The organism is Streptomyces sp. NBC_01426, from assembly GCF_036231985.1.
Taxonomy (GTDB): Bacteria; Actinomycetota; Actinomycetes; order Streptomycetales; family Streptomycetaceae; genus Streptomyces.
The window spans coordinates 106,702-133,466 of sequence record NZ_CP109503.1 but is presented as its reverse complement, the minus strand read 5'-3'; the positions used below and the strand labels follow the sequence as shown (position 1 = coordinate 133,466).

31 protein-coding genes and 1 pseudogene are annotated in these 26,765 nt (G+C 69.1%); 13 read left to right on the top strand and 19 right to left on the bottom strand.

Translation table 11 applies throughout. The features are described from left to right. Nucleotides 1-1,101: 1,101 nt before the first annotated feature. Nucleotides 1,102-1,722 (top strand): hypothetical protein, encoded by a 621-nt coding sequence (locus OG906_RS43180; RefSeq protein WP_329449384.1) that lies wholly within the window; start codon nt 1,102-1,104, stop codon nt 1,720-1,722. Between the two features lie 59 nt (nt 1,723-1,781). Continuing rightward, nucleotides 1,782-2,201 carry a helix-turn-helix domain-containing protein gene (locus OG906_RS43175; protein ID WP_329449383.1) on the top strand — a complete coding sequence of 140 codons (420 nt, stop codon included), beginning with the start codon at nt 1,782-1,784 and terminating at the stop codon, nt 2,199-2,201. Between the two features lie 1,173 nt (nt 2,202-3,374). Here the strand turns inward: OG906_RS43175 and OG906_RS43170 are convergent. From OG906_RS43170 to OG906_RS43160, 3 genes are read right to left on the bottom strand one after another with little or no spacing between them, the layout of a single operon-like run. After that, on the bottom strand, nt 3,375-3,893 hold the full coding sequence (locus OG906_RS43170) for a hypothetical protein (protein ID WP_329449382.1): 519 nt from the start codon (nt 3,891-3,893) through the stop codon (nt 3,375-3,377). A gap of 18 nt (nt 3,894-3,911) precedes the next feature. Next, nucleotides 3,912-4,184 carry a hypothetical protein gene (locus OG906_RS43165; protein WP_329449381.1) on the bottom strand — a complete coding sequence of 91 codons (273 nt, stop codon included), beginning with the start codon at nt 4,182-4,184 and terminating at the stop codon, nt 3,912-3,914. Further along, a complete protein-coding gene (locus OG906_RS43160) occupies nt 4,184-4,417 on the bottom strand; it encodes a hypothetical protein (protein ID WP_267825110.1) in 234 nt (77 codons plus the stop codon). Before OG906_RS43160 ends, OG906_RS43165 begins: the two co-directional genes overlap by 1 nt. Before the next feature lie 454 nt (nt 4,418-4,871). Here OG906_RS43160 and OG906_RS43155 point away from each other — a divergent pair, with 454 nt between their 5' ends. After that, complete coding sequence (locus OG906_RS43155; RefSeq protein ID WP_329449380.1) at nt 4,872-5,399, top strand: hypothetical protein; 528 nt, start codon at nt 4,872-4,874, stop codon at nt 5,397-5,399. A 376-nt stretch (nt 5,400-5,775) separates the two neighbouring features. On the opposite strand, the gene OG906_RS43150 is transcribed toward OG906_RS43155, so the two are convergent. The 3 genes from OG906_RS43150 to OG906_RS43140 all read right to left on the bottom strand — a co-directional run bounded on the left by OG906_RS43150 (nt 5,776) and on the right by OG906_RS43140 (nt 8,319). Further along, the gene (locus OG906_RS43150) at nt 5,776-6,165 is read right to left on the bottom strand and encodes a hypothetical protein (protein WP_329449379.1); all 390 of its coding nucleotides are present in this window, start codon (nt 6,163-6,165) and stop codon (nt 5,776-5,778) included. Nucleotides 6,166-6,448: 283 nt separating this feature from the next. Beyond that, nucleotides 6,449-7,639, bottom strand: coding sequence for an IS110 family transposase (locus OG906_RS43145; protein ID WP_329449377.1), 1,191 nt, complete (start codon nt 7,637-7,639; stop codon nt 6,449-6,451). A gap of 353 nt (nt 7,640-7,992) precedes the next feature. Beyond that, nucleotides 7,993-8,319, bottom strand: coding sequence for a hypothetical protein (locus tag OG906_RS43140; RefSeq protein WP_329449378.1), 327 nt, complete (start codon nt 8,317-8,319; stop codon nt 7,993-7,995). A 510-nt stretch (nt 8,320-8,829) separates the two neighbouring features. On the opposite strand from OG906_RS43140, the gene OG906_RS43135 reads away from it, so the two are divergent. Continuing rightward, nucleotides 8,830-10,020, top strand: coding sequence for an IS110 family transposase (locus OG906_RS43135; protein ID WP_329449377.1), 1,191 nt, complete (start codon nt 8,830-8,832; stop codon nt 10,018-10,020). A gap of 231 nt (nt 10,021-10,251) precedes the next feature. Here the strand turns inward: OG906_RS43135 and OG906_RS43130 are convergent, their stop codons facing one another. Next, entirely contained in the window at nt 10,252-10,512 is a 261-nt protein-coding gene (locus OG906_RS43130; protein ID WP_329449376.1) for a hypothetical protein, read from the bottom strand. Between OG906_RS43130 and OG906_RS43125 the strand changes: the two genes are divergently transcribed. Beyond that, complete coding sequence (locus OG906_RS43125) at nt 10,511-11,197, top strand: hypothetical protein (RefSeq protein WP_329449375.1); 687 nt, start codon at nt 10,511-10,513, stop codon at nt 11,195-11,197. The genes OG906_RS43130 and OG906_RS43125 overlap by 2 nt on opposite strands. Before the next feature lie 346 nt (nt 11,198-11,543). On the opposite strand, the gene OG906_RS43120 is transcribed toward OG906_RS43125, so the two are convergent. Next, nucleotides 11,544-12,533 (bottom strand): aldo/keto reductase, encoded by a 990-nt coding sequence (locus OG906_RS43120; protein WP_329449374.1) that lies wholly within the window; start codon nt 12,531-12,533, stop codon nt 11,544-11,546. 53 nt (nt 12,534-12,586) lie between these two features. Then, on the bottom strand, nt 12,587-13,174 hold the full coding sequence (locus OG906_RS43115) for a flavodoxin family protein (protein ID WP_329449373.1): 588 nt from the start codon (nt 13,172-13,174) through the stop codon (nt 12,587-12,589). A 236-nt stretch (nt 13,175-13,410) separates the two neighbouring features. Here OG906_RS43115 and OG906_RS43110 point away from each other — a divergent pair, with 236 nt between their 5' ends. Beyond that, nucleotides 13,411-14,139, top strand: coding sequence for a TetR/AcrR family transcriptional regulator (locus OG906_RS43110; RefSeq protein WP_329449372.1), 729 nt, complete (start codon nt 13,411-13,413; stop codon nt 14,137-14,139). A gap of 232 nt (nt 14,140-14,371) precedes the next feature. Here OG906_RS43110 and tpg (OG906_RS43105) read toward each other — a convergent pair whose 3' ends face one another. Together tpg (OG906_RS43105) and OG906_RS43915 are read right to left on the bottom strand one after the other, a co-directional pair. Further along, nucleotides 14,372-14,959 (bottom strand): telomere-protecting terminal protein Tpg, encoded by a 588-nt coding sequence (gene tpg, locus OG906_RS43105; RefSeq protein WP_329449371.1) that lies wholly within the window; start codon nt 14,957-14,959, stop codon nt 14,372-14,374. A gap of 259 nt (nt 14,960-15,218) precedes the next feature. Then, nucleotides 15,219-15,366 (bottom strand): annotated as a pseudogene (locus OG906_RS43915) (flavoprotein); the annotation flags it as partial. Between the two features lie 307 nt (nt 15,367-15,673). Here OG906_RS43915 and OG906_RS43100 point away from each other — a divergent pair. The 5 genes from OG906_RS43100 to OG906_RS43080 all read left to right on the top strand — a co-directional run bounded on the left by OG906_RS43100 (nt 15,674) and on the right by OG906_RS43080 (nt 18,410). Further along, nucleotides 15,674-15,850 carry a hypothetical protein gene (locus OG906_RS43100; protein ID WP_329449370.1) on the top strand — a complete coding sequence of 59 codons (177 nt, stop codon included), beginning with the start codon at nt 15,674-15,676 and terminating at the stop codon, nt 15,848-15,850. Between the two features lie 174 nt (nt 15,851-16,024). Next, nucleotides 16,025-17,344: a Na+/H+ antiporter NhaA gene (nhaA, locus tag OG906_RS43095; RefSeq protein ID WP_329449369.1), complete on the top strand. Its 1,320-nt coding sequence runs from the start codon at nt 16,025-16,027 to the stop codon at nt 17,342-17,344. Next, a complete protein-coding gene (locus tag OG906_RS43090; RefSeq protein WP_329449368.1) occupies nt 17,344-17,811 on the top strand; it encodes a hypothetical protein in 468 nt (155 codons plus the stop codon). Before nhaA ends, OG906_RS43090 begins: the two co-directional genes overlap by 1 nt. A gap of 45 nt (nt 17,812-17,856) precedes the next feature. Then, complete coding sequence (locus OG906_RS43085; protein WP_329449367.1) at nt 17,857-18,156, top strand: hypothetical protein; 300 nt, start codon at nt 17,857-17,859, stop codon at nt 18,154-18,156. Beyond that, nucleotides 18,153-18,410 carry a hypothetical protein gene (locus tag OG906_RS43080; protein ID WP_329449366.1) on the top strand — a complete coding sequence of 86 codons (258 nt, stop codon included), beginning with the start codon at nt 18,153-18,155 and terminating at the stop codon, nt 18,408-18,410. The genes OG906_RS43085 and OG906_RS43080 overlap by 4 nt, the downstream gene beginning before the upstream one ends. A 416-nt stretch (nt 18,411-18,826) precedes the next feature. Here OG906_RS43080 and OG906_RS43075 read toward each other — a convergent pair whose 3' ends face one another. The 4 genes from OG906_RS43075 to tap form a co-directional block, all read right to left on the bottom strand. Then, nucleotides 18,827-19,198 (bottom strand): STAS domain-containing protein, encoded by a 372-nt coding sequence (locus tag OG906_RS43075; protein ID WP_329449365.1) that lies wholly within the window; start codon nt 19,196-19,198, stop codon nt 18,827-18,829. Beyond that, the gene (locus OG906_RS43070) at nt 19,195-20,547 is read right to left on the bottom strand and encodes a PP2C family protein-serine/threonine phosphatase (RefSeq protein WP_329449364.1); all 1,353 of its coding nucleotides are present in this window, start codon (nt 20,545-20,547) and stop codon (nt 19,195-19,197) included. The genes OG906_RS43075 and OG906_RS43070 overlap by 4 nt, the downstream gene beginning before the upstream one ends. Nucleotides 20,548-20,836: 289 nt before the next feature. Next, nucleotides 20,837-21,400 carry a telomere-protecting terminal protein Tpg gene (gene tpg / locus OG906_RS43065; RefSeq protein ID WP_329449363.1) on the bottom strand — a complete coding sequence of 188 codons (564 nt, stop codon included), beginning with the start codon at nt 21,398-21,400 and terminating at the stop codon, nt 20,837-20,839. 8 nt (nt 21,401-21,408) lie between these two features. Next, nucleotides 21,409-23,673 carry a telomere-associated protein Tap gene (gene tap / locus OG906_RS43060; protein ID WP_329449362.1) on the bottom strand — a complete coding sequence of 755 codons (2,265 nt, stop codon included), beginning with the start codon at nt 23,671-23,673 and terminating at the stop codon, nt 21,409-21,411. A gap of 123 nt (nt 23,674-23,796) precedes the next feature. Between tap and OG906_RS43055 the strand changes: the two genes are divergently transcribed. Both OG906_RS43055 and OG906_RS43050 read left to right on the top strand, forming a co-directional pair. Beyond that, nucleotides 23,797-24,060 (top strand): type II toxin-antitoxin system prevent-host-death family antitoxin, encoded by a 264-nt coding sequence (locus tag OG906_RS43055; protein WP_329449361.1) that lies wholly within the window; start codon nt 23,797-23,799, stop codon nt 24,058-24,060. After that, nucleotides 24,057-24,302, top strand: a complete 246-nt coding sequence (locus tag OG906_RS43050; protein ID WP_329449360.1) for a type II toxin-antitoxin system RelE family toxin — start codon at nt 24,057-24,059, stop codon at nt 24,300-24,302. Before OG906_RS43055 ends, OG906_RS43050 begins: the two co-directional genes overlap by 4 nt. A gap of 112 nt (nt 24,303-24,414) precedes the next feature. Here the strand turns inward: OG906_RS43050 and OG906_RS43045 are convergent, their stop codons facing one another. From OG906_RS43045 to OG906_RS43030, 4 genes are all read right to left on the bottom strand, one after another. Next, complete coding sequence (locus tag OG906_RS43045; RefSeq protein WP_329449359.1) at nt 24,415-24,903, bottom strand: hypothetical protein; 489 nt, start codon at nt 24,901-24,903, stop codon at nt 24,415-24,417. A 329-nt stretch (nt 24,904-25,232) separates the two neighbouring features. Further along, entirely contained in the window at nt 25,233-25,451 is a 219-nt protein-coding gene (locus tag OG906_RS43040; RefSeq protein ID WP_329449358.1) for a hypothetical protein, read from the bottom strand. Then, on the bottom strand, nt 25,448-26,461 hold the full coding sequence (dapF, locus tag OG906_RS43035; protein WP_329449357.1) for a diaminopimelate epimerase: 1,014 nt from the start codon (nt 26,459-26,461) through the stop codon (nt 25,448-25,450). The genes OG906_RS43040 and dapF overlap by 4 nt, the downstream gene beginning before the upstream one ends. Further along, nucleotides 26,458-26,703, bottom strand: a complete 246-nt coding sequence (locus OG906_RS43030; RefSeq protein ID WP_329449356.1) for a hypothetical protein — start codon at nt 26,701-26,703, stop codon at nt 26,458-26,460. Before OG906_RS43030 ends, dapF begins: the two co-directional genes overlap by 4 nt. Between the last annotated feature and the right edge of the window lie 62 nt (nt 26,704-26,765).

The window sequence follows — 26,765 nt, the reverse complement described above, 5'->3', positions numbered from 1 at the left end:
TACCACAGCGCTGCGCGCTGTGCAAGAGGGAGCGGTCGCTGCGCTCCCGCTGGCCCTCGCGATGCGAGGGCCGTTCCCTGCGCTGCGCTTCGGGAACGAGTGGGGGCCGGCCGCTGCGCGCCCGGCAGGCCGCGCGGTGCGCGGCCGGGCCGATCGGGGTCTGATGGCGCGGCTGGTGGCGGCTCCTGTAGGGGAGTTGGAGGGGAGTGAGGGAGGGCAGCGCCCTCCCGGGGCGGGTCCGCTGCGCTCCCCGCCTGACGGCCCTTCCGGCTGCGCCTCCAGAACCGTTGGGGCCCACTGCGTGGGTCTGGCTGGCTAGGGAGGGGTGGGGGTCGCTCGTTCGTGTTGGGTTCTAGTGTAGCGGGTGCATCGGGTTGATGCAGCATGTACCGTTGGCGAAAACACGGGACACCCCCCAACCACCTTGGCGGGGCGCGCGAGTTGATGAGTGGTCAGCGCCGGCATTCGCTCCACTCACTCAGGCGAGGAATTGCGAATTGAGACGCTGGCAGCCTCAGCCACAGAACGGTACCCCGGATATAGGGAAGCCGGAATTCCGGCGTCGGAGGTGCCGGAGCCGCCCGGCCCCCAGGGCCGGGCGGCGGAACCACCCACCAACACCGGCCACGCTTCATGGCTTTTGAGCGTCACGGCCGGTACCACCCGAGACTCAGAGCCGTTGCTGCTGTCCACGGCCCGCACCGGGGCGCGGTGCCGCACGCGAAGCAAGCTCAGCCACAAAGGTCGGCCCCCTCGATCCGGTGGCTGTCGAGGGCGACACGCCCGCTGCCGCCAGCTGTTTGTGCCGCGAGGTGCGCGGGGTGGCGGTGGGGGTTCGGGTGGTGGTTGGTGTCTAAAGACACCTAAGAGGGATCCACGCCAAAACCGGCTCTGACCTGCGGAGATGCGAAACCGTTTGTTCTAGGTTTCCAGAACAAACCGCTCCCGAGTGTTCTGGAAACCTAGAACAAAGTCACCCCGAACCTGACGGGTCGTTAGGTGACTGTGAGACACCGTTTGTTCTGCCCCTCCAGAACAAGCCGGTTTACCTAGTGCTACCGTGCTCACCGAAACGTTGATCATCTCTGGAGGACTGTGCTGATGGAACAGCTGCCGATCGTCCGCCCCGGCGAGCGCGTGGTCGCGCGGTCGGACGGCAAGGGCGGCTTGATCCTGGGCGTGGAGAAGATCCAGGGCCGCGAGTTCGCCGCGAGCGCCGAGGTCAGTGGCTACGTGCTGGACGCCCGGCTGCTGATGGATGTACTCGGCAGCCTCAAGATGCCCGGATCCTGGTTCCAGGTCTGGTGCAAGCTGGTGTCGCTGCAGAACGCGAACCGCGCCGACGACCAGACCAGGGCCGCCGCCCGCGGCTTCGTGAAGACGAACCAGCGCGACCTCCAGACCCGGTGCAACCTGTCGGCGGCCTCCGTGAACGAGGCGTCGCAGTTCTTCGCTCACGTCGGCTGGATGCGCACCGCCAAGCGCGGCGTTCTCCAGCTGAACCCGTGGCTGACGATGGCCGGCACCTCCGGCGAGCAGGAGAAGTGGCAGAAGCTCTGGAACACCGCCGAGGGCCCGGCCTGCGTCATCCCGCACGCCGACTACCCCGCCGAGTGGCGCCAGGCCCGAGAGGCGGAGAAGAAGGCCGCCGAGGCCGCCCGCCGCAAGGAGAGGGTCGTCACGCTCCGGCAGCGGCGCCCCGTGCGCAAGGCGAGCGCGTGATCTCGCGCGGCATATCCTCGTTGTTGCAGCGTCGACCTGATCGGAAGTGGTGAGGCTCCGTGAGCAGCTCTTACGTCCCTAGCCCTCCCACAGAGGCACCCGTAGAGATCCCCCGTGCTGTTCTGCGCCTTCTGGCCCTGGTCGACATCACCACCGCCGGCCGCCGCGTCCTGGACGAGCTGATGTACCTGAGCGACCCGGAGACCGGCACCGCTGCGATCAGCCAGAACGAGATGTGCGCAGAGCTGGGCGCCAGCAAGCCCACCGTGAACCGCGGCTTCAAGGAGCTGCGCGAGTGCGGACTCGCCTGGAGCCTGGAAGACGGCCTCTACCAACTCCACCCGCTGCTTACCGGCGGCAAGGTCTCCTCCCCCGTCATGCCGATCCCGGAGATCAAGGCCGCCGAACCCGAGCGCTTCACCGAGCAGCGACGGGCCCGGTACGCCGCCCAGGTCGCCAACCTCGCCGCCGCCGGCTGACCCCCACCGAAGGCCACGACAGGCCCTCCAGCGGCCTCCCGACCCCACCAAGCCGCCAAGGCGCTGCACCCCAGGTGCAGCGCCTTCTTCGTACCCGCGATCAAGCCGGTAGCACTAGCTAAACCGGGTTGTTCTGGGGCAGCAGAACAACCAGCAGGCGAACCCTGCGGTCCGGCGTCGGGCGAGAACGGCGGCCGGTAGCACCAGGTAAACCGGCTTGTTCTGGTTCTCCAGAACAAGCCGAGCCGCCGTTGCGGGGAAGCCGCAGGCGGGCAGCCCGCACGAGCGTTCCCGGGCCAGCCGCCGCGAGCAGCACGCCGGTGGCAGCGCCCGTGAACGCGTAGCCGCCCCGGGTGCAGCTGCTGTCTGCTGCACGGCGAGCCCGGCCGTGCAGCACGACCGGAGCACGAGCAGCAGGCCGGTGCAGCAAGCAGCTGCTGCTCCGGCCGGGCTGGCCTGCTACACGAGCAGCACCCGTGTTCTGGCTGGGTCGTGCGAATGCTGCGCTGCGCTGCACCCGGGAGACGCCCCCAGCAGAAGCAGCAGCAGGGCGCCTTGCACCCATCACCACCAGGAGCAGCAGCATGCGGCGAGCAGAGCAGCACGATGGTGCTGCACTTGCTGCTGCCGACCGTCGACAGCAGCAAGTGCCGACGGGAGCGTCTTGCACCCCAATGTAGGTAAGTACTTGTAGTACCTATCTGCGGGTTGAGTTCCCTTCCCTCTGAGAGCAGAGCTCGGGGCCGGGAGCAGGTCAGATGCAGCTCGGGGGTGCGAAGGCGTGGCGACGCTACGTGGTCTTTGGCGAGCGTCAGGTGCTTCTGCGCCCGATCGAATCCCTGTACGGCGCTGTGAGCGCCTTTGAGGCCCTTGATCGTCGCTCGGCCCGAAGGCCGCCAGAGCGCCTCAGGCGGCCGCACAGCGCCGGGAAGGATCATGTGCGCGGAACGGCGGCCGACGGGTCGATACGGGGTGAGCGGCGGGTGTTGTGTGCCCGCGCGGCGAGCTTCGCTCTCAGGAGGAAGAGAACTCAACCCGCAGATAGGTACTACAAGTACTTACCTACATTGGGGTGCAAGGCGGTCTGCGAGGCCCGCTCCGAGTGGTCCGCTCGGCAGCGGCCTGGAGGAGGGCGCAGGGGCGATGGGTGCAAGGCCGGCCGGTGAGCGGGGGCTACAGGTCCAGGGACATCGTTTCGCAGTAGCCGAGGGCTGTGGCCGCCTGGGTGAGATCGCCCTCTGCTGCGGATCGGCGGGCCATGTCGAGCATCGTGACTATGCCTTGCAGCGGCCCGTCTACGTCGTCGGCGGTCTGGCGGTCGTCCAGGCTGGCGCTCAGCACTCTGTCGGCCTGGTCCAGGACGTCGGACCAGATGCCGCCGTACGCCTTGGGGTCTACGCCGGTCAGGGGTGTGAGCCACAGGTCGGCGTGGGACTGGAGGAGTTGCTCGGCGGGCCGGTAGTCCAGGACTGTTCCGCACGTCATCGAGCCGACGTCGGTGTGTACGGCCGCGGTGGGCCATGAGGGCAGGGCCTCGGTGTGGGCGGGGCACAGGAACGCGAGCCAGGCCGCGCCGGTCCCGGCCTCGACCTCAGGTCCCTGCCAGAGCGCGGTTGCCTGGGCAGGGCACCGCACGACGGTGCGCAGCGCGGTGATCGGGCGGTTGGCAGTGAGCTGGTGGAGGGACGGCACCCGGGAGCTCCTCGTGGGTCAGACCTCGATGTAGGCCACGACCACGACGGTGCGCAGCGCGGTGACGAAGTACAGGACGCGGACGGCTTCGAGCTCGTCGGCGTACTGGCGCAGCTGGGGGCCGGTGGTGTCGCCGGGGATCGGGTCGCCGATGTCGGGGTGCACGGAGATGACGACCAGGGCGCGGTCCAGGGCGTGGATCTCCGCCTCGTTGGTGATGTTCTCCAGCTGCTTGGCGGCGGAGTGGGAGAACGCGATCCGGGCGCGGCGCCGGCTGTGCTGCGGGGCCATCAGGCGACGGCCGGGCGCTGGGCTGCGAGGCGGGTGAGATGTGCCTCGCGCAGCTCCTCCCAGGGGGTGCACTGCTCGGGGTCGGGCAGGCCGTTGGTGGCGATGTCCTCGAGGACGGCGGCGAATCGGTCGGCGTCGGCCCGGGTCTTGGCCGCGTACGCGCGCACCGCCTCGGCGGCCGCGGGCTCCAGCTGCCGGGCTGCGGTGTCGGCGGGGGCCGGCTGTTCGCTCATCGAGGGCTCCAAGGCGCGTAACTGGCGTGTCTCACCACGGTATCGCCGGGCCACGGGGGCCGGGACCACTCCGGGCGAAACCGCCTTCGCGATTACGTTCCGTGGTGCTCGTAGGCGCGCGGCAGATCAACTTTTGTGTGTCACGCTCCGCCCGCGAAACGGAGCCTGGAGGCTCCTCTGTCCCGTGCCATCGAACCTCGACCGATTGCCAGCGAACATTGACCGACGCCAGTTGTGACAGCCAAGTACGGATCGCCGCGGCTGAGACGCCTTCTCCGGTGACACCACATCGGGGTAGGTCGTGCGCTGCACCTTCGTTGCGAGGTCCGTGCTTACCTCCCGCTGTCAGCTTCCAGATGCGGAAAGTTTCCAGTAATGAACCGTGGGTAGTCACAGGGCTGGATCGACCGTGACCAGGACGCGGCCGGCCGCCGACAACCCAACTGGAGAATCCGTGTCGCTGCCCCCGATCGGTCAGGCAATCTCGATGAACGCCCACGCCAGCAACTCGCCGCTGCAAGTCAATGTCCTGGGGCTCGTGACCCTCGACTTCAAGGGCGGGTTGAGGGCCGTGGTCGAGCAGGAGATTCAGTCCGGTTGGGGAGGGGTGAGGCTGAGGGCCGAGGGGTTCGAGATGACCGCGGACAGCCCGGTGCTCGGCAAGGTCGTCTTGTCCTGGGCGAACTCGGGCAGCACGCCGCTGAGCGAGGTGCGGATCCTCGACGAAGCGGCATCGACGTACCTCAGCACCTGGTACTTCGACTGGACGATGACCATCGAGAAGCCCCCGGGCGGGGGCGCGCCGATCGAGCTGTCCAGCACCAAGACAGCTGCCCTGGTCGGTGACCAGCTCACCGGCTTCCCGCCGCAGGGAGGGAAGTACCAACTCCAGCAGCCCGTCGACTTCGCCCCGGTCGGAGCACCCGGCCAGGTCATCCTCACCCTGCAGCAGCTTCCCGCGACGGTCAGCTACAACCCGTAGGCCACAGAACCCGCAGCGGACCGGAACCGTCAACGGTTCCGGCCCGCTCCTGCTGCTGCGGTGCTTCTCGACACCGTCCTCAGCAATCACCCCTGCAATGCTCTGACCTGCGTGGCCAACCTTCGCTGACACAAGCTGACGTCCGTCAGACTTCGCTGTCAATCAGTCAGGGTTCGTTGTCGGAGGACAGCCCTACGACTCTGAGAAACGGACAAACAGGGACAGATTCGGGGCGGCGTGACACGTAAGAGTTGATCTCCCGAGCGCATGCGTGACAACTACTCTCCGTCAGCGTGACACCAGGTCGGGCGCTTCGCCGAGGCGATCGGGAGCGGCGTCGACCTGCTGCTGCCAGGCCGACAGCCAGGTAGTGAGCTCATCCTCGGTATAGCGGGTCGCCTTCCCCTCCAGGCTTCCGGTCGGCACGGGGATGCCACGCCTTGGCGAGTGCCCTCGCATGTACTTGCGAGCCGTGGGAGCTGTCCAGGGCAGGATCTTCTTCGCGCACGCTTCCGTCAGCGAGTACCTGGGGGGAGCCGGGGGGCGGCTCGGGCGCAGTCGTGGACTGCTGCGGTCGGCGCTCGTGCTCGATCACCGGTTCCATCGCGGCCAGGATGCGGCGCAGGGGGGCGTCCGGGGCGCCGGCCGCGAGGGCCTGCGCTGCCAGCTCGGCCACGGTGGAACCGGCGGTGCGCAGGCTCGCCACCCTGCGGTTGCGTAGCTCCACCGCGTCCGCGAGGTCTTTGCGCAGCTGCTTCCAGTCCATGTCCCGCACAACGTCCGTGGTCGGGCGGGAGTGACGGGTGGCGGCGTGTGGGCAATCGGGGTCCGGGCGAGGTGGAGGGGTGCAACGCGGGGGTGCAACATGCCTGCTCGCGTTGCACCGGAGGCGTCTTCGCAGGTCAGGCCCGCAACAGGGTCTGTTGCAGTGTGTTGCGCGAGTGCGTTGCACGGCAGTGTTGCACCCCGTATGCAACCGAGGGTGACGAACGCCGATGTCCTGTGACACCGAACCTTGACCGTTTGACACTGATTCCTAATGCCGTTTGTCAAGCCGCGAGGGCCGTGGGTGGCGTGAGCTCGTAGCACCGTCCGTCGCGCAACAGAGCCCAGAGGACGTTGACGCGGCGGCGTGCGAGGGCGAGGACGGCTTGGGTGTGGCGCTTGCCTTCGGCTCGTTTGCGGTCGTAGAACCGGCGGGACTCCTCGGACCTTCGGATACTGAACAGCGCGGAGGTGTAGAACACACGCTGGAGCCGTCGGTTGTATCGCTGGGGGCGCCGGAGGTTGCCGCTGATCTTGCCGGAGTCGCGGGGAACGGGCGCGACGCCGCCGAAGCCGGCGAGTCGGTCCGGGGTCCCGAAGGCGGCCATGTCGCCGCCGGTGGCGGCCAGGAACTCGGCGCCGAGGATGATGCCGAGTCCTGGCATGCTGGTGATCACTTCGAAGTGGTGGTGGTCGCGAAACCGGGCCTCGATGAGCTTGTCGAGCTCGGCGACCTGCTGGTTGAGGGCCATCACCTCGTTCGCCAGGGTGTGGACCATCTGGGCGGTCAGCTTCTCGCCGGGCAGGCTGGTGTGCTGGCGTTCGGCGGCCTCGACTGCGGTCTCGGCGAGCTGGTCGGCGCGGAGAATCTTGCGGTTTCGGAGCCAGGTCTCCAGTCGCTTGGTGCCGAGCCGACGGATGGCTGCGGGGGTCTGGTAGCCAGTCAGCAGGGTCAGCGGACCCTTGTTGGTGAGGTCCAAGGCCCGTTCCAGGCCCGGGAAGATACCGGTCAGCTGGGCTCGGAGCCGGTTGACGGTGCGGGTCCGGTCGGCGACCAGGTCTATGCGGCGGCCGGTGAGGATCTTGAGGTCGATGACGGTTTCGTCGCCGGTGCGTAAGGGGTTCAGGTCACGCCGGATGCGGACCTGGTCGGCGATGACCGCGGCGTCCTTGGCGTCGGTTTTGCCCTCGCCGCGATAGCTCTCAGAGGCGCGGTGGATGGCCCGGCCGGAGATGTAGTTCACCGGCTGCTCGTGGTTGAGGAGGATCGCGATGGCCAGGGCGGCTCCGCCGTCGGCCAAGTCGATTCCCCAGGTCACCTCATTGCCCAGGGCCAGGACGTCGGTGAGGAGTTCGAGGAGTTCGGGCTCTTCGTTGGCGACGCGTCGTGACAGCAGCCGGTGGCCGCTCGCGTCGATCGCGACGCAGTGGTGGTGTGTCTTGCCTGCGTCGATGCCGGCCCAGATCGTGACCATGGTGCCTCCGTGCGGTGGGGTGTGCTGGTGCCTCCCGACGGACGACCTCGCTGTCGATTCCCTACGGAGCGATCATTCGCAATTCCTAATTGGCAGCCGAGTCGTCGTGGGGCGTCGGGCGGCCAATCAGTGATAGCCACAAGCGGCAGAAGTTTGAAAGCCCCACCCGACGCCCCTGGGTGGGCCAACCATACGAAGGGCTCGCCCGGTCCCGCAGAACAACGTAGGGAAGTTTGACCGGCGAGCGGCGGACTTGCATCGGGAAGCAAGCCCGCCATCTCATGGCGCGGATCTCAGGCGGCCTGATGGGCCAGCCTCATCTGGCCGTCTCAGCAGCGAGCTCAGCCCTCTACTCAGCCCAACGCGGCCGACGCGTTCTCGTTGGCGTTCTGAAGGTTGCTGATGGTGCTCGCGAACGACCGGGTGGGCGCGGAGACCGTGGCGACTGCTGTGGTTCCGGCGGTCACCAGGGCGTAGGCGTTCGCAAGGTCAACCAGGGCCTTGGCTGCCTGGCCCGGGAACTTGTCCGCGACAATCTGGGCTTCAGCGCCAATGGCCCGCAACAAGGCGTCGCGGGCGTCGGTGGCGGCGTCGACCTCGGACATGCTGATCACCACCGGGATCTGCTGGGCCTCCTGGTCGGCGGGAACGGCGGCGGGATCTGCTTCGCTGCTGGTCATGGCGCTCCTTAAGTTCGTTATGTCGGCTTCCCCCGCCACGCTAGAGCTGCCAGAGAGACCCTTCGCCCCAGATTGATCAACTCGCAGGGAATCAGCCATCGCTTGGCTGACAACTGATGCTGTGCAAGTACCTCCTCCCGCAGCTCTCCTGCATCCGAAAACGTCGGTCGGCCCGGCATGGATGACGGCAGACGGTCTTCGGGCCCTGCTACTCGGGACACTCGACCGTGCCGGTGACCCTCCCGCTCCACCGGCAGGTGCGTTCGACCCCGGTCAAACGTCCCTACGTTGTTCTGCGGGACCGGGCGAGCCCTTCGTATGGTTGGCCCACCCAGGGGCGTCGGGTGGGGCTTTCAAACTTCTGCCGCTTGTGGCTATCACTGATTGGCCGCCCGACGCCCCACGACGACTCGGCTGCCAATTAGGAATTGCGAATGATCGCTCCGTAGGGAATCGACAGCGAGGTCGTCCGTCGGGAGGCACCAGCACACCCCACCGCACGGAGGCACCATGGTCACGATCTGGGCCGGCATCGACGCAGGCAAGACACACCACCACTGCGTCGCGATCGACGCGAGCGGCCACCGGCTGCTGTCACGACGCGTCGCCAACGAAGAGCCCGAACTCCTCGAACTCCTCACCGACGTCCTGGCCCTGGGCAATGAGGTGACCTGGGGAATCGACTTGGCCGACGGCGGAGCCGCCCTGGCCATCGCGATCCTCCTCAACCACGAGCAGCCGGTGAACTACATCTCCGGCCGGGCCATCCACCGCGCCTCTGAGAGCTATCGCGGCGAGGGCAAAACCGACGCCAAGGACGCCGCGGTCATCGCCGACCAGGTCCGCATCCGGCGTGACCTGAACCCCTTACGCACCGGCGACGAAACCGTCATCGACCTCAAGATCCTCACCGGCCGCCGCATAGACCTGGTCGCCGACCGGACCCGCACCGTCAACCGGCTCCGAGCCCAGCTGACCGGTATCTTCCCGGGCCTGGAACGGGCCTTGGACCTCACCAACAAGGGTCCGCTGACCCTGCTGACTGGCTACCAGACCCCCGCAGCCATCCGTCGGCTCGGCACCAAGCGACTGGAGACCTGGCTCCGAAACCGCAAGATTCTCCGCGCCGACCAGCTCGCCGAGACCGCAGTCGAGGCCGCCGAACGCCAGCACACCAGCCTGCCCGGCGAGAAGCTGACCGCCCAGATGGTCCACACCCTGGCGAACGAGGTGATGGCCCTCAACCAGCAGGTCGCCGAGCTCGACAAGCTCATCGAGGCCCGGTTTCGCGACCACCACCACTTCGAAGTGATCACCAGCATGCCAGGACTCGGCATCATCCTCGGCGCCGAGTTCCTGGCCGCCACCGGCGGCGACATGGCCGCCTTCGGGACCCCGGACCGACTCGCCGGCTTCGGCGGCGTCGCGCCCGTTCCCCGCGACTCCGGCAAGATCAGCGGCAACCTCCGGCGCCCCCAGCGATACAACCGACGGCTCCAGCGTGTGTTCTACACCTCCGCGCTGTTCAGTATCCGAAGGTCCGAGGAGTCCCGCCGGTTCTACGACCGCAAACGAGCCGAAGGCAAGCGCCACACCCAAGCCGTCCTCGCCCTCGCACGCCGCCGCGTCAACGTCCTCTGGGCTCTGTTGCGCGACGGACGGTGCTACGAGCTCACGCCACCCACGGCCCTCGCGGCTTGACAAACGGCATTAGGAATCAGTGTCAAACGGTCAAGGTTCAGTGGCACAGGACAGCCGAGGTTGCGGGTCTGGGGCCACACAGCTCACAGGCCGGATGGTCTGAAAGCTGTTCACCAGGGGGAACAGCCCGCTACCTCATAGGCAAACAGGGCATACAGTCGCATTTAGCCTCACAGCTCACAGGCTGGCCGACAGGGTGTTGTGAGGTGTTGTCGTCGCTCAGCGTGAACCTCACAGCAGGCGCGGGGGGAAGCACTCGCACTGCCCGCACTCGTCGCATCCGGCGCAGTAGAGGCAGAAGGCGAGCGGCCATGGCCCGGGGCAGGAGCAGATCGGGTTGTAGTCGGGGTCGCCCTGGCCGGGGTAGAGCGGCTCGCCGAAGGGCGGCTCGGTCCAGGCGTCGACGGTCCCGTCGGCGCGCAGTTCCTCGTAGTGGTGGCCGATTTCGCTGTGCTCCTCCCAGACGGCGACGACCTCCTGGCCGTGCTTCATGCCCGGCTCCCAGGAGGCCGGCTGCGGCCTCGCGGGCGGCCGGGTCGGCATAGTGCCCGCGGTGCGCGGCGAGGGCGCGGGCGAGCCAGGCGTCGACGTCGGGCTGCACGTACGACCCGGCGCGGCGGGTGAGCTCGTCGCGGACCGCTTCGTCGCCGTGGCGGGACTCGGTCTGATCCAGGGTGCCGAGGTCGCGCAGCGCCTGGAGCTCGTCGGCGCGGGCCGCGATCCGCATCGCTTCCCGCAGCTCGGCTTCCCGCGCGGCGGCGGCGAGCTCGGCCTGGACGACGTCGTCGGTGTCCGGGTCGTAGACGGTGCCCGGCACCGCGTCGGCGAGCAGCTGGTCGAGGCGCTCCCACTCCGCGAGCTCCGCCCTGCCGCGGACGTCGTCGCCCAGGTCCTCGTGCCGGGAGTTCTGCCGGGCGTCGAACCGCGCGTTTTCGAGGGCCGCCGCGACCGCGCCGGCGTCCATGCCCTTCGCCCGGCGCCGTACGACGCGACGGCCGATGCGACGGCCGATGCGGGCCGGGTCGACCGGCTCACGGGGCGCGGTCACGGGCGGGGCGAGCGGTCGACGGGTACCGCCACCGGGCGGCCACATCCTGGTCATCTTCGACCTCGCATTCGGGGTGAGAAATCAGAGCGGGCCGCCGCCAGAGCGCTGTACGGCGGCCCGCCGATATGAGCCGAAGCTCAGTTGTTGTCACCTGCAGAGCCGGTTGAGCTGATGAATAAGACCGGTCGAAGCAGCCTGGTTGTCACCAATGAGGCACGCGACTTGTCACAAACGCTCATTCAGCAGCCTTTCTGTCACCAGTAGCGAGACCGAAAGCCCGTGACTGTCTGGGACGGTTCCATAAGGCCATGGCGGGGAGACGCGCTGGGCTGGAGACCACGTGCTCTGGGACCAGGCTTTCAAAAAGCCCCGCCACGCTGCTTGCGGATCATGATCCGTAACCTGCGGCCGGGCGATGGGCTGAGAGACAGTGATCTGCTTCGGCGGTCTGTCCGCACTCGGAAGGAACCACATATCAGGTCCAGGTGGGCACGTGTCCCCCGGCGTAGCGGGCGCCGAAGCCGCCGTGAGGCAGGATTTCGTCGATGGTCTTGAGGTCGGTGTCGGTGAGGGTGAGGTCGGCGGCGCCGGTGTTTTCCTCGATGCGCTTTGGGCTGCGGGTGCCGGGGATGGGCACGATGTGCTCGCCCCGGGTCAGAAGCCAGGCCAGTGCGAGCTGGGAGACGGTGGCGCCCCTGGCCGCCGCGAGTTCGGCGAGCCGGTCGACGGCTTCGACGTTCTTCTCGAAGTTGCCCGGCTGCCAGCGCGGGTCGACGGTGCGTATGTCGCTGCCTTCGTACTGGCCGGCGGGCTTGGCGGTGCCGGTGATGAACCCGCGGCCGAGGGGGGAGTAGGCGACGAAGCCGATGCCGAGTTCGTCCAGGACGGGGAAGAGCTGCTCGACGTCCCGTTCGAACAGGGAGTACTCGGTCTGCAGGACGGAGACCGGCTGCACGGCGTGCGCTTTGCGGATCGTCTCGGGTCCGGCCTCGCTGAGGCCGAAGTACTTCACCCAGCCCGCGTCGATCAGTTCTTTGACGGCGCCTGCGACCTCCTCGATGGGCACTTCGGGGTCGACGCGGTGCTGGTAGAAGACGTCGATGTGGTCCACGCCGAGGTAGCGCAGGCTGTTGTCGGCGACCTTGCGGATGTTGTCGGGCCGGCTGTTGAGAGGGCCGCCGATCTGCTCCGGGGGCACGGACATGTCGACCCCGAACTTGGTGGCCAGGACCACGTCGTCGCGGAAGTCCTTGACCGCCCTGCCGACGAGGATCTCGTTGGATCCGGTGCCCCAGCCGTACATCTCGGCGGTGTCGAAGAAGGTGACGCCCAGGTCGTGGGCGCGGCGGAGCGCGGCGACGCCGGCCTCCGCGTCGGTGGGTCCATAAGCCATGGTCAGGCCCATCGCGCCGTAGCCGATCGCCGAGACCTCAAGGCCTTGGCTTCCCAGTGTCCGGTGCTGCATGACGCACTCCTCTGAAAGAAATCTGGAAGGTAGATTTCTGGCGACCCGTTGGGTCAGTGCGCTGCGGCGGTCAGTCCGGCGCGGTGGATGCGGGTGTGCTCGGCGACGCGCCGGCCGAGGTGGCGGGCGGTGTTCAGGTCCGCGTCGTGGACCGCGGGGGTGTCGTTGAAGCTCTGCGCGCCGGCACCGAGGTAGAAGCCGAGGCGGTTGTCGTCCTGGGGGCTGGAGGTGGTGGTGTTCCAGCCCGGCAGAAGGTTCAGGCTCACCCAGAGCATTCCGTGCTGGGCCGCCAGGAGCGAGAGGTACTGCAGGGTGTGCAGCTTGTCGCCGCTCATGGAGCCGGAGTTGGTGAATCCCGCCGCGAGCTTGTCGCTCCAGGCGCGGGTCATCCACCGCTTGCTGGTGGCCTCGGCGAAGGCGTGGAACGCCCCGGACGCGGTGCCCATGTAGGTGGGAGTGCCGAAGATGATGGCGTCCGCGGCGTCCATCAGTTCCCAGTCGGCGTCGCTGAGGGAGGCGACGTCCACGGGTTGGACCTGTGTCCCGGCGATGGAGCGCGCGCCGTCCGCGACGGCTGTGGCGATCTGCGCGGTGTGGCCGTAGCCGGAATGCGACGCGATGACGATCGAGATGTCGGACATGGGTGTTCCTCTCCTGCCGCGATGGCGGCGTGTTCGGTGATGCGGGCGGACGACGAAGTGCCGGCTGCGGTGGTCGGCCGCACGGCTCCACGAGTGAGGGCCGACGGCACCGGCCGGGGTGCGGCGCATGCCCAGATGTCGCGGGTCGGCGCCGACCACCATCCTCGGATCGCTGTTCCGGTTACAACCGTAGCACCGATAAGGCGACGATACGCAATATCGGATATCGTTGTTCCATGAACGAGGGACGACGCGCCGCGCGGCGCCAGGTGTTGCAGGTGGCCGCCAAGCTTTTGGAAGAGGGCGGCAGTGAGGCGGTCTCCACGCGCGCTGTCGCCGCAGCCGCGGGCATCACGGCCCCCGCGCTGTACCGGATGTTCGACGACAAGGACGGACTCCTGGCCGAGCTGGCCGCCTACGGGTTCGAGATGTACCTGGCCGAGAAACGCGAAGCGCTGGCGCTGACCCCCGACGACCCGGTGGCCGACCTCTACCGCGGCTGGGACCTGCACGTCGACTTCGGAGTGCGGCACCCCGCGTTCTACATGCTCATGTACGGCACAGTGCAGCCCGGCCGGCGGCCCCCGGCCGCGGACGAGGCACACGCCCTGCTGGTCACACTGCTGGGCCGGGCGGCCGAGGCCGGACGCCTTCGGGTTCCGGTGAAGCAGGCGACCCGCGTCATCCACGCCGCGACAACGGGCGCCACACTGGCACTGATCGGCGAAGAGCCCTCGGAGCGCGACCTGACCACGTCCGCACGGCTGCGGGACACCGTCATCGCCTCCCTCACCACGGACCCGCCCGCCTCATCCGGGTCAGACCTGGCCTCGCGCGCACTCGCCCTCGACGCCGCACTGGAAACCGCGCTCACCACCAAACCCGCGGCTGCCGACGCGGGGTTGACTCTGCGAGACACCGAGACGGCGCTGCTCCGCGAATGGCTTCAGCAGCTGGCGGGCTGAACCGGGCCGCCTGCTCCGCAGGGGTGGGCGTTCAATCACGGAGGTCGGCTGCAAGGCCCTCCAGCAATTGGCTGCCCTTCGCCACGAGCCAGATCATCCAGCCGTACGCACCTCACGGCCTACGTCGCCATAAGGGCTTGCAGTCCGGCCGGTGACAACAAGCCTGCCTATGTGACAACTATCGCGCTTCGGCTCACGATACGTTTTATAGCAGGTGCGGAATTCGGCCGGGTCAGAACCGGAAAGAGATTGACGACACGGACGTGAAATCTGCGCGGAGGCCATCCGCTCGTGTGCCCCATTCCGTGAAATACGACTCCGTGATGGCCTCAGCGACGATCGGATGCAGCTCTTCCTCCGTCGCACCGGCTGCCTGGAGCTCCAGGATCTGCTTCACATAGGTGGGCGAGATGTCCGTGGTGATCTGGCGCTCGCGGCCATCGTCAGAGCTGCCGGTGCAGGTGAATCCGAAGTACGCCGTCACCTCCACCATCATCCCTCTGGAGGTGGACGCCTGTGCACGTGCCTGCGCTCGGACCTGCGGTTGCCACTCGGATTCGGTCGCTTCCACCAGGGCGGCCTGGAGCCGCTTCTGCGGCTTCTTCAGCTTCCCGGCACGGTAGCGCTCGATCGTGCGGGTCGAGGTGCCCACACGCTCCGCCAGGCTCCTCGCTGACCCCGTCATCCGCGTGAGGAGGAATTTCACCTGTGCATTGGCGGACTTCGGCGCGGGCCGGGTGAAGACCTTCCGCTCCGCCCGCGCGAGGGCCTCCAAGACCTTGCCGCGGCGCGGAGCCGGCTGCTGCTCGTGATCGCTCATGTCCCCAAGGACGCCACGGCGCCCCTGTGGACAAGGGACGTCGTGGGGAGGCCGCCGTTGCTGTTGTGACTTTGACCTCTACATGGCCACTTTGACCCGCAGTTGGCCGCCGAACCTAGATCGCTGATCACCGGTCGCCGGGTTGTGGTCGGCTACGGAGATCTGCCGTCGATCCGCGGGTAATCCTGCTGCTCTTGGCTCATGAAGCCTCGGGCGAAGCTCTGGGTTCGGTCGGACTCGTGCGGACTGGACGAGTTGTTCCGAGGGCGCCGTGGGCGGGCAGCTGGTCGGCGGTGCCGCCGCCGAATGTGGAACCGGGAGATGCTGCGGCGGAGGATCCGGGTGGTATGCGTGCCGGTGCCGTCCTCGGACTTTGCGAGGTCGGCGAGGCAGGCGAGGGCGCTGAAGCAGCGGCGCCACGAGGGCTGGAGGGAGAGCCGTAATGTCCGAAAACCCGCCGCCGCGACGCCCGCGACCGCCGGTGACGCCGAGCTGAGAGAGACGGTCCGGTCGAGAGTCGACCTGCGGAAACGTGATCACCTTCGGGGCTCTCGCAGAACTCTCACAGATGTTCATTTGTGAGAGCGCCAGACGGGGACCGGAGACTGCCCTCGGCCGCAGTCGGCAGTCTGCGCGGTACGCTGCGAAGGTCCTCCAGCCAGGAGCCCCTATGGACCGTCCGCTCGTCCCGGCCATGCCGCTCGGAGTCCCGCGGTGACCCGTCGGCCCGGTCGCTGTCCGGCCTCGCCCCTGCTCGTGATGGGCGCGATCCTCACGATCGCGGGCGCCGCCCTCTACACGATGCCCACCGAGCGCCCCGAGCTGTACGCGGCCACTGCACTGGTGCTCGCCGCGGCTGCTGCATGGTGGTGCGCCTCCCACCAGGGCTGATCACAACCCGACACCAACTGATCACGGGAGGCGGTCCGGGGCAGACAGCCTTCCGCGCGGTGGCTAGGGTGTAAGGAACGCGTCAAGAGTGGCGCGCGGTGTGCCGGGAAGTCTGGTCGGCGTCCTGGGGGCAGTGTGCCCTCTCGTCGTTGACAACTCCGGAGGCCCACTGCCATGGCCGGCACCCGCTCCCCCTTCCTCGGACTGCTCCCTCTGCCCGAACGGCAGGCGATCACCCGCGCTCTGCGGACGGAGACCGTCGGCGGCCTGGTCCTCCTCGGCGCGGCCGTCCTCGCTCTGATCGGGGCCAACAGCCCGTGGAGCGCGGCCTACGCCTCCGTGCGCGACTTCCACTTCGGGATACCGGCCCTCGGCCTGGACCTGTCCGTGGGGCACTGGACGGCGGACGGGCTGCTGGCCGTGTTCTTCCTCGTCGCCGGGATCGAGCTGAAACGCGAGCTGGTCGTCGGTGAACTGCGCACCCCGGCCACAGCCGCGCTGCCCGTCATCGCCGCGCTGTGCGGAATGGCCGTACCCGCCGCCCTCTACCTGGCCACCACCGCGGCGGGCGGCGGCAGCAGTGCGGGCTGGGCGGTCCCGATGGCCACCGACATAGCCTTCGCCCTCGCCGTCCTGGCTGTGCTGTCCACGCATCTGCCGGCCGCGCTGCGTGCCTTCCTCCTGACCTTGGCTGTGGTCGACGACCTGGGCGCGATCCTGATCATCGCGGTGTTCTTCACCTCCGACCTGAACCTGTGGGCACTTGCCGGAGCCGTCGCGGGCCTGGTTCTCTTCTACGTCCTGCAACGGCTGCGGGTGCGCGGCTGGTGGTGGTACGTCCCCCTCGGGGTGGCGATCTGGGCGCTGATGTACAACGGCGGAGTCCACGCCACCGTCGCCGGAGTCGCCATGGGCCTCATCCTGCGCACCACCCGGGACAAGGGTGAGGACGTCTCGCCGGCCTCGCGGGTCGCGCACCTGGTCCACCCGCTCTCCGCGGGCATCGCGGTTCCTCTCTTTGCGCTGTTCGCCGCGGGGGTGAGCATCTCCGGCCCGGCCCTGGGCGCGGTGTTCACCAGCCCCGAACCCCTCGGTGTGGTGATCGGCCTGGTCATCGGCAAGACGGTGGGGATCTTCGCCGGCACCTACCTGGCCGCCCGGTTCACCCGCGCCCAGCTCAACCCCGACCTCGCCTGGGCCGATGTCCTGGGTCTGTCGGTGCTGGCCGGGATCGGCTTCACCGTCGCGCTGTTGATCGGGGAACTCGCCTTCCCTGGCACCCAGACCGGCGAGCACGTCAAGGCCGCCGTCCTCGTCGCCTCCCTGATCGCCGCGATCCTCGCGGCGGTCCTGCTGCGCAGGCGCAACACCGTCTACCGGCGCCTGTACGAGGCGGAGAACCTCGACGCCGACCATGACGGAATCCCCGACATCTACCAGCACGACACGGCTGCCGAAGGCACCGCTGCTCGTACGGACGGGCGGCACACCTGATGGCCGGCGGCGATGCCTCACTGCTGGCGCCCGTAATCGTCATCGCCGCCCTGGTCATCCGCACGGCTGTCACCGAGCTCCGGCGTCCGGGCAGTGCCCGGCGGCAGTGGGCGTTCGCTACCAGCCCCCTGGCCATGGCGTCCGGTGCGACAGCCGCTGCGGCCACGGTCCTTACAGGCGGGGACCACTACGTGTGGGCGACGGCGGCCTGGGCCCTGCTCGCCGGGGCACTCGTTGCCTTCGTCACCGGCATTCCCCCCTCGGCAGCGTCGCAGCCCCCACCACTGGACAAGGAGCAGCCGATGTCGGAGCGACAGATCGGGAAGGTGCTGGCCGCCACCGGCGCACCGTTCACCGCGGCCGGGGTGGCGATGTACTTCCTGCCCGGACCCGGCGTCCCCGTGCTCATCATCGGGCTGTCCTTGCTCGTCACCGGGCTCGTCATGGCCGCAGCCGGCCGCCGGTAACGCTCGCCTCCCTCCCCGTCCCGACACCGACAGGAACCCACGACGATGATCTGGCAGTGGATCGGCCTGGCCGTCTTCTCCCTCACCCTGCTGCCCGCCGGAGCGGCCATGGCCGCCGGCCGGGCACCGGCCCGCCTGCGCGCCAGGCTCACGCCCGTGCGCGTCCACGGTTGGGCCATCCTCGCCCTCTACGCCGTGGCACCCCTGAACGCGATCCCCCGCCTGGCCGGGGCCGCCCCGGAACTGACCCTCGCCCTCACCGCCGCCGCCGGAATCGTCGCGGTCGCCGGAAGTCTCGCACTCGGCCTGGCCCGCCTCGCAACGCCCCAGAACGGCACTCCATGACACGGCAACTCCGCCTGCGCACTCCGCTCTGGTCGGTCATCGCCTGGTGGGCAGCCCTGACCGGCATCCTCTGGCTGGCGGGCACGGCTCTCGGACACCCCTCGCCGCTCACCGGATGCGCCGCATCCGCCGCTCTCCTGGTGGCGGTGGGGGAAGCCGGCGACTGGCTGCGGCGACGCTGGACGACCCGGCCGCTCAGCACCCTGAGGTTCGCCCGCCGTCGTGCGGCGACTTCGTCCCACACTGCGGCTTAGCGCGAGTCAGTCGTGGCGGGCGAGCTTGACCGCGGAGACGAGCAGGATCACGGCCAGTACGGGGATGAGCACCAGGTCCGAGAACACCCCGAGCAGCAGCCCGCCCAGCACCGTGCGGACGAGAAGGGGGCGGCCGACTCTCCGGAGCGGTCCGTCCCCCCTTCGCGTACGGCCGGGTAAGTACCAGACTGGCCAGAAAGCCGTCAAAGGTCTGGCCACCCGCGAATCAAAGCACCGGGTCGACCAGCCTCAGAGCGTGCGCGGAAGGCCAACTAGGCGTCAAAGTCGCAACGTCTGAGACCCCGACCGTTAGGTGGCGGACAGTTGGCGAGGCTGGTTCATGGTGAGGCCGTCCACGTGTCGATCGTGCCTCTTGATGCTGCGGTGGCCGTCTTTGCCTGGCGGCCATCGCAGGGTTAGGCGGTGGCCCTGTCTTGGCTGGGGGTGTGCGCGACGAGGGCGTGGGCGGTGGTGGGGTGGGCGGGCAGCAGGGGGCTGATGCCGGTGAGGTCCAGCATCCGCTGAAGGCGGTCGGGGACGGCGGCGAGGGCCAGGGTGCCGTCGGCTTCCTTGGCACAGCGGAGGATGCCGATCAGTGCGTTGAGGCCGGAGGAGTCGCAGAAGGTGACGGCTGCGAGGTCCAGGATCAGGTGGTGGTGGCCTTGTTCGATCAGGGCCAGTGCCTGGGCGCGCAGGTGGGGGGCGGTGTCTATGTCGAGGTATCCGGCGACGTGGGCCAGGGCGAGGTCGCCGTCGGTGTGCTGTGCGGTGAGGCGGAAGTCGGTCACGGTCGGCTCTCCGACATCTCATCGGCGGGGGCGATGGTGTGGGCGGTGGCGGTGGCGGTGAGGCCGTCCGCGGCGTCGGCGAGAGGGACGGACAGCGCCAGCAGGGCGACATCGTCACCGACCCCGTGGGGCATGGCGTCGAGGAAGTCGACCGTGTCCCCTACGACCGCCGCCGCGCTGACAGGCGCGGTGCGCGCGGCGAGGAAACGGGTCAGGCCCTCTTCTCCGATCATGTCTCCGCCCAGGGTGCGGGCCTCGGTCAGCCCATCGGTGTAGAGGAGCAGTCCTTCACCCGGGGCGAGGTGGATGCTCTGGGAGGCGAAGTGTGCGCCATCGATGGCGCCGATGAGCATGCCCCCCTTGGGCTGCACCGCTTCTACTGCTCCGGAGTCGCGCAGGTGGTAGGCCGGGGGGTGCCCGCCGGTGGCCACCGTGACGATGAACCCTTCCTTCTCGTGCGGCTCGAGGACACCGAAGACGGCCGTGCAGAACCGGCTGCCGATGGCGGGGTCGAGGAGTAGCGCGGTGTTCAGCGAGGTGAGGACGACGTCGGGGTCGGGGTTGATCAGGGCCGCGGCGCGCAGGGTGTAGCGGGTCAAGGAGGTCAGAGCGGCGGCTTCGGGGCCTTTGCCGCACACATCTCCCAGGAAGAACGCCCACCTCGCGCCGTCGAGGGGGAAGACGTCGTAGAAGTCGCCGCCCACGTTCTGCGGGGAGGCGGTGGCGTAGTGGCAGGCCAGCTCCAGGCCCGGTACCACCGGTAGCGCCGGCGGCAGCAGAGTGCGTTGAAGGGTGGAGGCGAACGCCTCGATCGCGTTCTTGTCCCGCTCGGCGCGCTGCCGGGCCTCCTCCTGCTCGATGCGCCGCTCCTGCTCGGCGCGCAGGGCGTTCAAGGCCGCCAGGCGCATCTCCAGCTCGTCGAGCACGATCGCGGCCAGGTCCGCGAGGGTGGCGGTGTCGTCCTCGGTGATCAGACGCGGCTTGGTGTCGAGGATGTTGACGGTGCCCAGCCGGTGCCCGTCGTGCGTGATGATCGGAGCCGCGGCATAGAAACGGACGCCCATCGGCCCGGCGACCAAGCCATTGTTGAAGGCGACGGGATCGGTGAGCGTGTCCGGGATCACCAGGGTCTCGTCGGACAGGATCGCCGAACCGCACAGACCCGGCTCCCGGCCGATCTCGCTGACGCCTTCCAGACCGTGTGCGGCCTTGAACCAGATCCGGTCTTCGTCGACGATCGTCACGCTCGCCACCGGCACCTTGAACAGTCGGGCCGCCATCGCTGCCACCCGGTCAAACGCGCCGTCGGGCGGGGTGTCGAGGATGTCGTAGCGGCGCACTGCATCCATCCGGGCCGCTTCTTCTACCGCACCGGGCGTTCGCCGGCCCGGCGTGTCCGCCGGGCTGGTCGCGTGTCGCGCTTGCGGCATCGTTTGCCTTTCCTTGGCGCGCCGGCCTTGGTGGCCAACGACTGTCGCAGCCTAGACCGGCCCACCGGTCGTCAAGAAACCAGTACTCGACCGCGAGGTCACCGGCATAGGACGATGTCGCGTGCATGGACATCCGTCCCACCCGCGGATACGCGAGCGAGCCCGGACCACTTTGGTCCGGGCTCGCAGGCTGTTCGGGGTGCGGCCTCTACAGCTGGAACCCCAGGTCGAGCACGTCGTTGATCTGGACTTCCTGGAGGGAGCCGGCGCGGCGGCCGCTGTCCTGGAAGTAGACCTCCTTGAGTGCTTCGGCGGTGAGTTCGCGCAGCCGGTCTTCGGTGGCGCCCTGCTCCTGGGCGGTGAAGAGGCGGGCCGCGTACTGGGGCGGCAGGGCGACGGTGATGTGCCGCTCGCGGTCCTCGTCGGTGGAGTCCATCGACGCTCCGGCGTAGCCGAGGCGGGCGTGGACGTCGATCACGATGCCGCCGGTGGTCGCCGCCTTCTCCTTCGCCTTGGCCCGGATCTGCGGCTGCCAGCGCTTCTTCACCTCGCGCTCCAGGCGCGCGGCGAGGTCCGCTCGCGGCTTCTTGATCTGCTCCTTCACGTACCGCTCGACGGTGCGCTGGGAGACCCGCAGCATCTGGGCCACCGCCTTGGTGCCCTTGTACTGCTTGACCAGGTACCGCATCTGCGCGCCGGCCGACTTCGGCACCGGACGGGTGAACGCCTTCGCCACCGCCTGGTTGAGGCCGTCCCCGAACTCCTTGTTCATCGCGCTCCCTACTCCCCGTTGTCCTTGTCGGTGAGGTTGCCGTCCTTGATGTACCGGGCGAGGTTGAGCTCAGGCGCCTTGAACTGCTCCCGGGCCCCCTCTCCCCACAACACGGTCTGCGTGCCCTCGTGCTTCACCAGGCCGGGGTTGACCCCGAGCTTGAAGCCGCCAGGCAGCGGCTTGCCCTCGCGGTAGGGCAGGAAGTCCAGCGGGCCCTCGCCGTCGACGGCGTAGACGACGCAGTCGGAGAGGATCGCGACCGGGTACTGACCCGTGAACGACGCGTGCTTGACCATCTTGCGGTGCAGGTTGATCCGGGTGCGGGAGATGACCGCCGCGCGGATGTCGGGCCGCCACGTCGGGCGCTCCAGGGCCCGCCACCGCTCACCGGACGTCCAGCCCTCGCCGCGGGGCCGCTCGCGCAGCTTCCCCAGCCCGCCCTTCACGGTCGCCTTGACCGCGCCCACGACAATCGCCATCTGCGGGTCGCGTCCCTTGTAGCCGTCCATCGCCGCGAGGAAGTCCTCGGGCGACAGGTCGGCGTCGACACCGAGGTCGGCCATCGTGGCGAGGTAGGCGTCGCGCAGCCGGCTGTACCAGCCGTCCAGGTAGCGGCCGTTCTCGTACCGGACATACGCCTCGGTCGGCGTCACGTCGTACCCGAGCTCCTGGGCGTAGGCGACGGTCGGTGTCGCGTACCAGGCCGGCCCCTCGGGCCGGTCGCCCTTCGGCGTGAACGGGCTGGGCAGCAGCGTGCCGTCCAGCTCCACCCACTCCTTGCCGACCTTCACCCGCGACAGGTCGACATGGGACAGGTCGACCAGCCACGAACCGGGCAGCTTCGGGTCGAACACCGGGTCCTTGACGTGCGTCGGTACGCCCAGGCCGACGGTCAATCCGTTGGCTCCGGCGGCGAACGCCATGTTGACATCCAGGCCCACAAGGTTGCTGCGCAGGCACTCGGCGTCGGTCAGCGGCCGCGCCCAGTCGTACGCCTCCTCGAACAACTTCTCCGCCGGTCCCCGGACGTGGAAGCGCGGCAGGTCCTTGAGCAGCGGGTGTCCGTCGGGGGCCTCGCACGGCGCGCAGTCCACCGGGTCCTTGCCGAGCGAGCCGGGCGTTTTTGTGTCGGCCTGCCGCAGGACGCCGGTCTCTTCATCGCGTACGGCGTAGGTCGGCGGGTGCAGGGCGGTCATCAGTTCGAGGCCGGTCACGGCGGTGGAGCCGCGCGGCGTCATCACCCGGGCCGCGTACGTGCCCAGCACGCGGGCGAGCTCCGCCGGCGGCAGCTGCCCGGCGGCGCCCCAGAACCGTGCGTCCAGCGCGTTCCACGACGGGATGCACAGCTGCACGCACTGGCGGTCCGAGCCCTTGGCGGGACGGTAGATCCTCGCCCACGGCCCGAACCCGCGCTTGGTGAGCTGCCAGTCGGCGCGGGTCAGCTGCTTGATGACCTTGTGGCCCTCCGGGATCCGCCCGGCGATCCGCTCCTCGTCGGTGAGGGTCACCGGGAGGCCGTAGCGCTCGCACGCGGCCGCGGTGAGCACGATCAGCGGGTCCGCCGGCCTTCCCGGCCCGGACAGCTTCGGCTGACCGAGCTTTGCCTCCTTGAGGGTCCAGTCGACCAGGGACGGCAGGCTCTTGGCGGGCACGTCCAGGACCAGGCCGCCGACGCAGTACGCCAACACCCTCCCTTCCTCGACGTCGACAACGGCCAGCGGCCCGTTCTCGAACCGCGGGTCCGTCTCACCCCTCGGAGCCTGGGCCGGGGTCGCGGCCGGGGCCGCCTTCTTCGCTCCGGGGCGGCGCGACGTCGACGACAGCCTGGTGGTGCTCGCCGGACGCGGCGCGGCCGATGGAGCAGCGGCGCGCGGGGCAGGGGCGGAGTTGGTCTGGGTGTTCTCGGTTGCAGTCATGCCCGCAGCCTCGGACGCCGGACCTGTGGACAGCGGCCGCGCTTCCGCCGGAGCGGGAGCGGCGGTGAACGTGGCCGGCACCGCAGCGGCGGTGACGGGGGCGGCCGCGTCGGCCGGGGCCGGGTAGAGCTCCGCGAGCTGCTTCAGCAGTCGCGCGTACGCGTCCCGTTCCGGCGGGCGGGGCTCGGTCTTGCCGGACTCCCACCCGGACACCGTGGCGCGGCGCACCTTCAGTGCGGTGGCCACTTCGTCGATCGTCAGGCCGTGCGCGGCGCGCAGCCGCTTGCGTTCCGCCGGGGGCGGAAGCGTGGAGCGGGACGCGACCAGCGCGTCGACCGCATCGAACAACTCGGACATGGAACACCTCCTGCCCAACAGACTACCCCATGAAGCGTACGAACAGCGTACGTTCGCCGTGCGTACTGCGTACGTTGCTGGATTCGCCTGTGCCGAAGTGCACACTTCCGTAAGCTGGTGTGCATGACGACGGAGCGCAGCACCTACTCGATCGTGGAAGCGCGCGCCCGTCTGGGCGCCATCGCGCGCGAGGTCAGCGCCACCCGGGAACCGGTGGCCATCACCGACCACGGCCACACCATCGCGATGCTGGTCAGCCCCGCCGACGCCCTGGAGCTCCAGGAGCTCCGGGCGCTGGCCGCCTACCGCGCGCGCCAGGAGCGCGGCGAGAGCGCCGGCATCCCGCACGACGAGGCGTACCGACGGCTGTTCGGCGCTGAGGCGTGAGCTACGAGATCATCTGGGAACCCGAGGCCCTCGCCCAGGCGGAGAAGTTCGCCAAGGACGACCCCGGCGGGGTGCGGCAGGTGTTCACCGCCGTCGACCACCTCGCCGACGACCCCCGGCCCGAGGGCGCCTTCGGCAGCGCCGGCGTGCTGCGCATCCACGTGGGGGCGTATCGGGTGATGTACGAGGTCAGTGACCAGCAGGTCCGGATCAGCGTCATCCACCTCGGCCGCCTGCGCTGACGCTCGGTGGCGGGGCAACCTTCACGAGAAGGGCACCTCCACGCGAACGTCAGCTCAGGGGTAGGGGCAGCGACTTGCACAGAGGCCAGGGCGACCAAGCCATACGGCGGCCTTACTTCCTGTTCTTCGCTTCGAGGTAGGCAGTGTCGACGACCACGTGCGGCGGGGGGTCTTTCGGATCGGGGCGCGTGTTGATGCCGTCGAGAACGCCGGCGATCTCGTCGTACATGCGGATGGATTCGGCGCTGTGGTGCGTGCCGAGGCTGTGTGAGTCCGTGCCGCCGTGGGCCATGTAGTCCAGTACCCGCAGGTAGTTTGCCAGGTCCACGCCGGTGAGTTCGATTTGGATCAGTCCGTTGTCGAGCTCCTTCGTTGTGGGCTTCAGCTCCAGGTCCGGGCCGTCCCGGTTCGTCTGGTCCGACGTCTTCTCCCACAGCGTTTTCGTGGTTTCGACGTGGAAGGTCTTCAGTCCGGCGGCCTTCTGCAGGCGCTCGGAGTGCTGGGGCGGGGAGTCGGTGGAGCAGCCGCTTACAACGAGGACGGCCAGGAGCGCGAGGGCGCCGAGCAGGCGGGTTCGGTGCTGTGAGGAAGAAGAGGACACGAACCGCAGTGTCGCCAGGAGGGCCGCTGCGCGGGCTTTGATTGATCTTCCTCCATCCGAACGAGCGACGCATCAACGCGCCAGGTCGACCGGAATACCGCCTACAGCCGCCTACGGCGTGAGCTCCGCTGAACGGCTCGTCCTCGACCGAGAATGTATGAGCTGGGCCAGTGGTCGGGAGCTGGAAGTTCCCGATCGCGCTGAACGATGCCGAATGGGGTCGGCGGGGCAGAGGATTCGCCTGTGGCGCGCGGAAGCCCCTGGCGTGGCCAGGGGCTTCCGGTCCGACCGATCCGTATTGCGGCTTGCGCCGCCGACGCGTCGTGCCCTCAAAGCGTACCGAGGGGTTCGATTTCGTTGACGGCGGTCGTGATCTCTCTTCCGCCGCCGGTGGGTCGGATGTAGGCGCGCTTGGTCGTACGTCTGGGGCCGGTGAGTGTCGGCACGTCCTCGCGGACCACCGCCATCAGCCGGCCCTCGGTGCCGGAGTGCCGGTCGCGGACGAGGCGGCCGATCAGCGGGTGCTCTACGTGGCCGTCGCCTCTCATCGGTCTGCTTCGGGGTTGTGGCGGGCTCCGGTCTGGGCGGCCAGGAGGCGGTCGAGTCCCCGGCTGGCCCGGGCCAGCAGTGCGGGTGTCGGGGCTCCGTGGGCGGGTCGGTGGAGGCCGCGTTGGCCAGGCACGGGGGCGGGCGGCCAGGGGGTGTTCAGGCGGATGGTCCCCTGGGCGGTGAGGGAGGCGGGTCCGGTGAGGGTCATCGCGCCCTCGGCGGTGATGTCGACGAACAGGCGGCCGCCCGGGGCGTCGACCGCGTAGCGGGACGGGATGCCGGGCCGGGGGCCGCGGTGCAGTGCGGCGGCGACCGCGGCGCAGGCGCCGGTGCCGCAGGAGGGTGTCTCGCCGACGCCGCGTTCGTGCACGCGGAGCACCAGGTGGTGGGAGCCGAGGTCTCGGACGAACTCGACTGTCGTGCCGTGGGGGTACGCGCCGGCGGGTGTGACGGTCGGCGCGGTGTCGAGGGTGCCGGCGTGGTCGAGGTCGTCGACGAACACGACGGCGTGGGGGTTGCCGACGTCGACGTGGAGTGCGGGCCATCGCCGGTCGCCGACGCTGACGTTGATGCGGTCGGGGCCGGGGAAGGTCGGGGTGCCCATGTGGACGCTGACGTCGCCGTGGTGGGCGTCGGGACCGGGCCGCACGTGGAGCTCGCGGATCCCGGCCCGGGTGGCGAGGGTGAGGGGGCCGCCGCGGTGGCGGCCGGTGGCGGTGAGGTAGCGGGCCAGGACGCGGGCGCCGTTGCCGCACATCGCGCCCAGGGAGCCGTCCGAGTTGCGGTAGTCCATGAACCAGTCGGCCTGTCCGGCCATGGGGAAGGCCTCGGGGGTGGCGGTGGAACGGACCAGGCGCAGGAGACCGTCGGCTCCCATGCCGTTGCGTCGGTCGCAGAGTCGGGCGGTGGTGGCGACGGTGAGGTCCAGGAGGCCGTCTTCGTCGTCCAGGATCAGGAAGTCGTTGCCGGCGCCGTGGCCTTTGGCGAAGGGGATGCCGATGGGGTTCATGAGCGGGGTGTCTCTTCCGGGTCGATGCGCAGCCAGACGGTTTTCGCGCCGGCGGCGGTGGTGGTCATGCCGTAGGAAGTGCCGGTCTCCAGGACCGTGATGAGGCTCGACCAGCGCGCGGCGGGTATGGCTGCGGCGTCGGCCCGGATGGTCAGGACCCCGTCGTGTTCGTGCGTGTCGGGTGGTTGACCGGTGAGTTCGGCGAGGGCGGCTGTGGCCGCGGTGCCTAAGAGTTCGTCCATTTGTCCGCCCCCGACTCCGTGCGTCACATAGCGCACTTCTAGTCCACTAGTTAGCAGCTAGT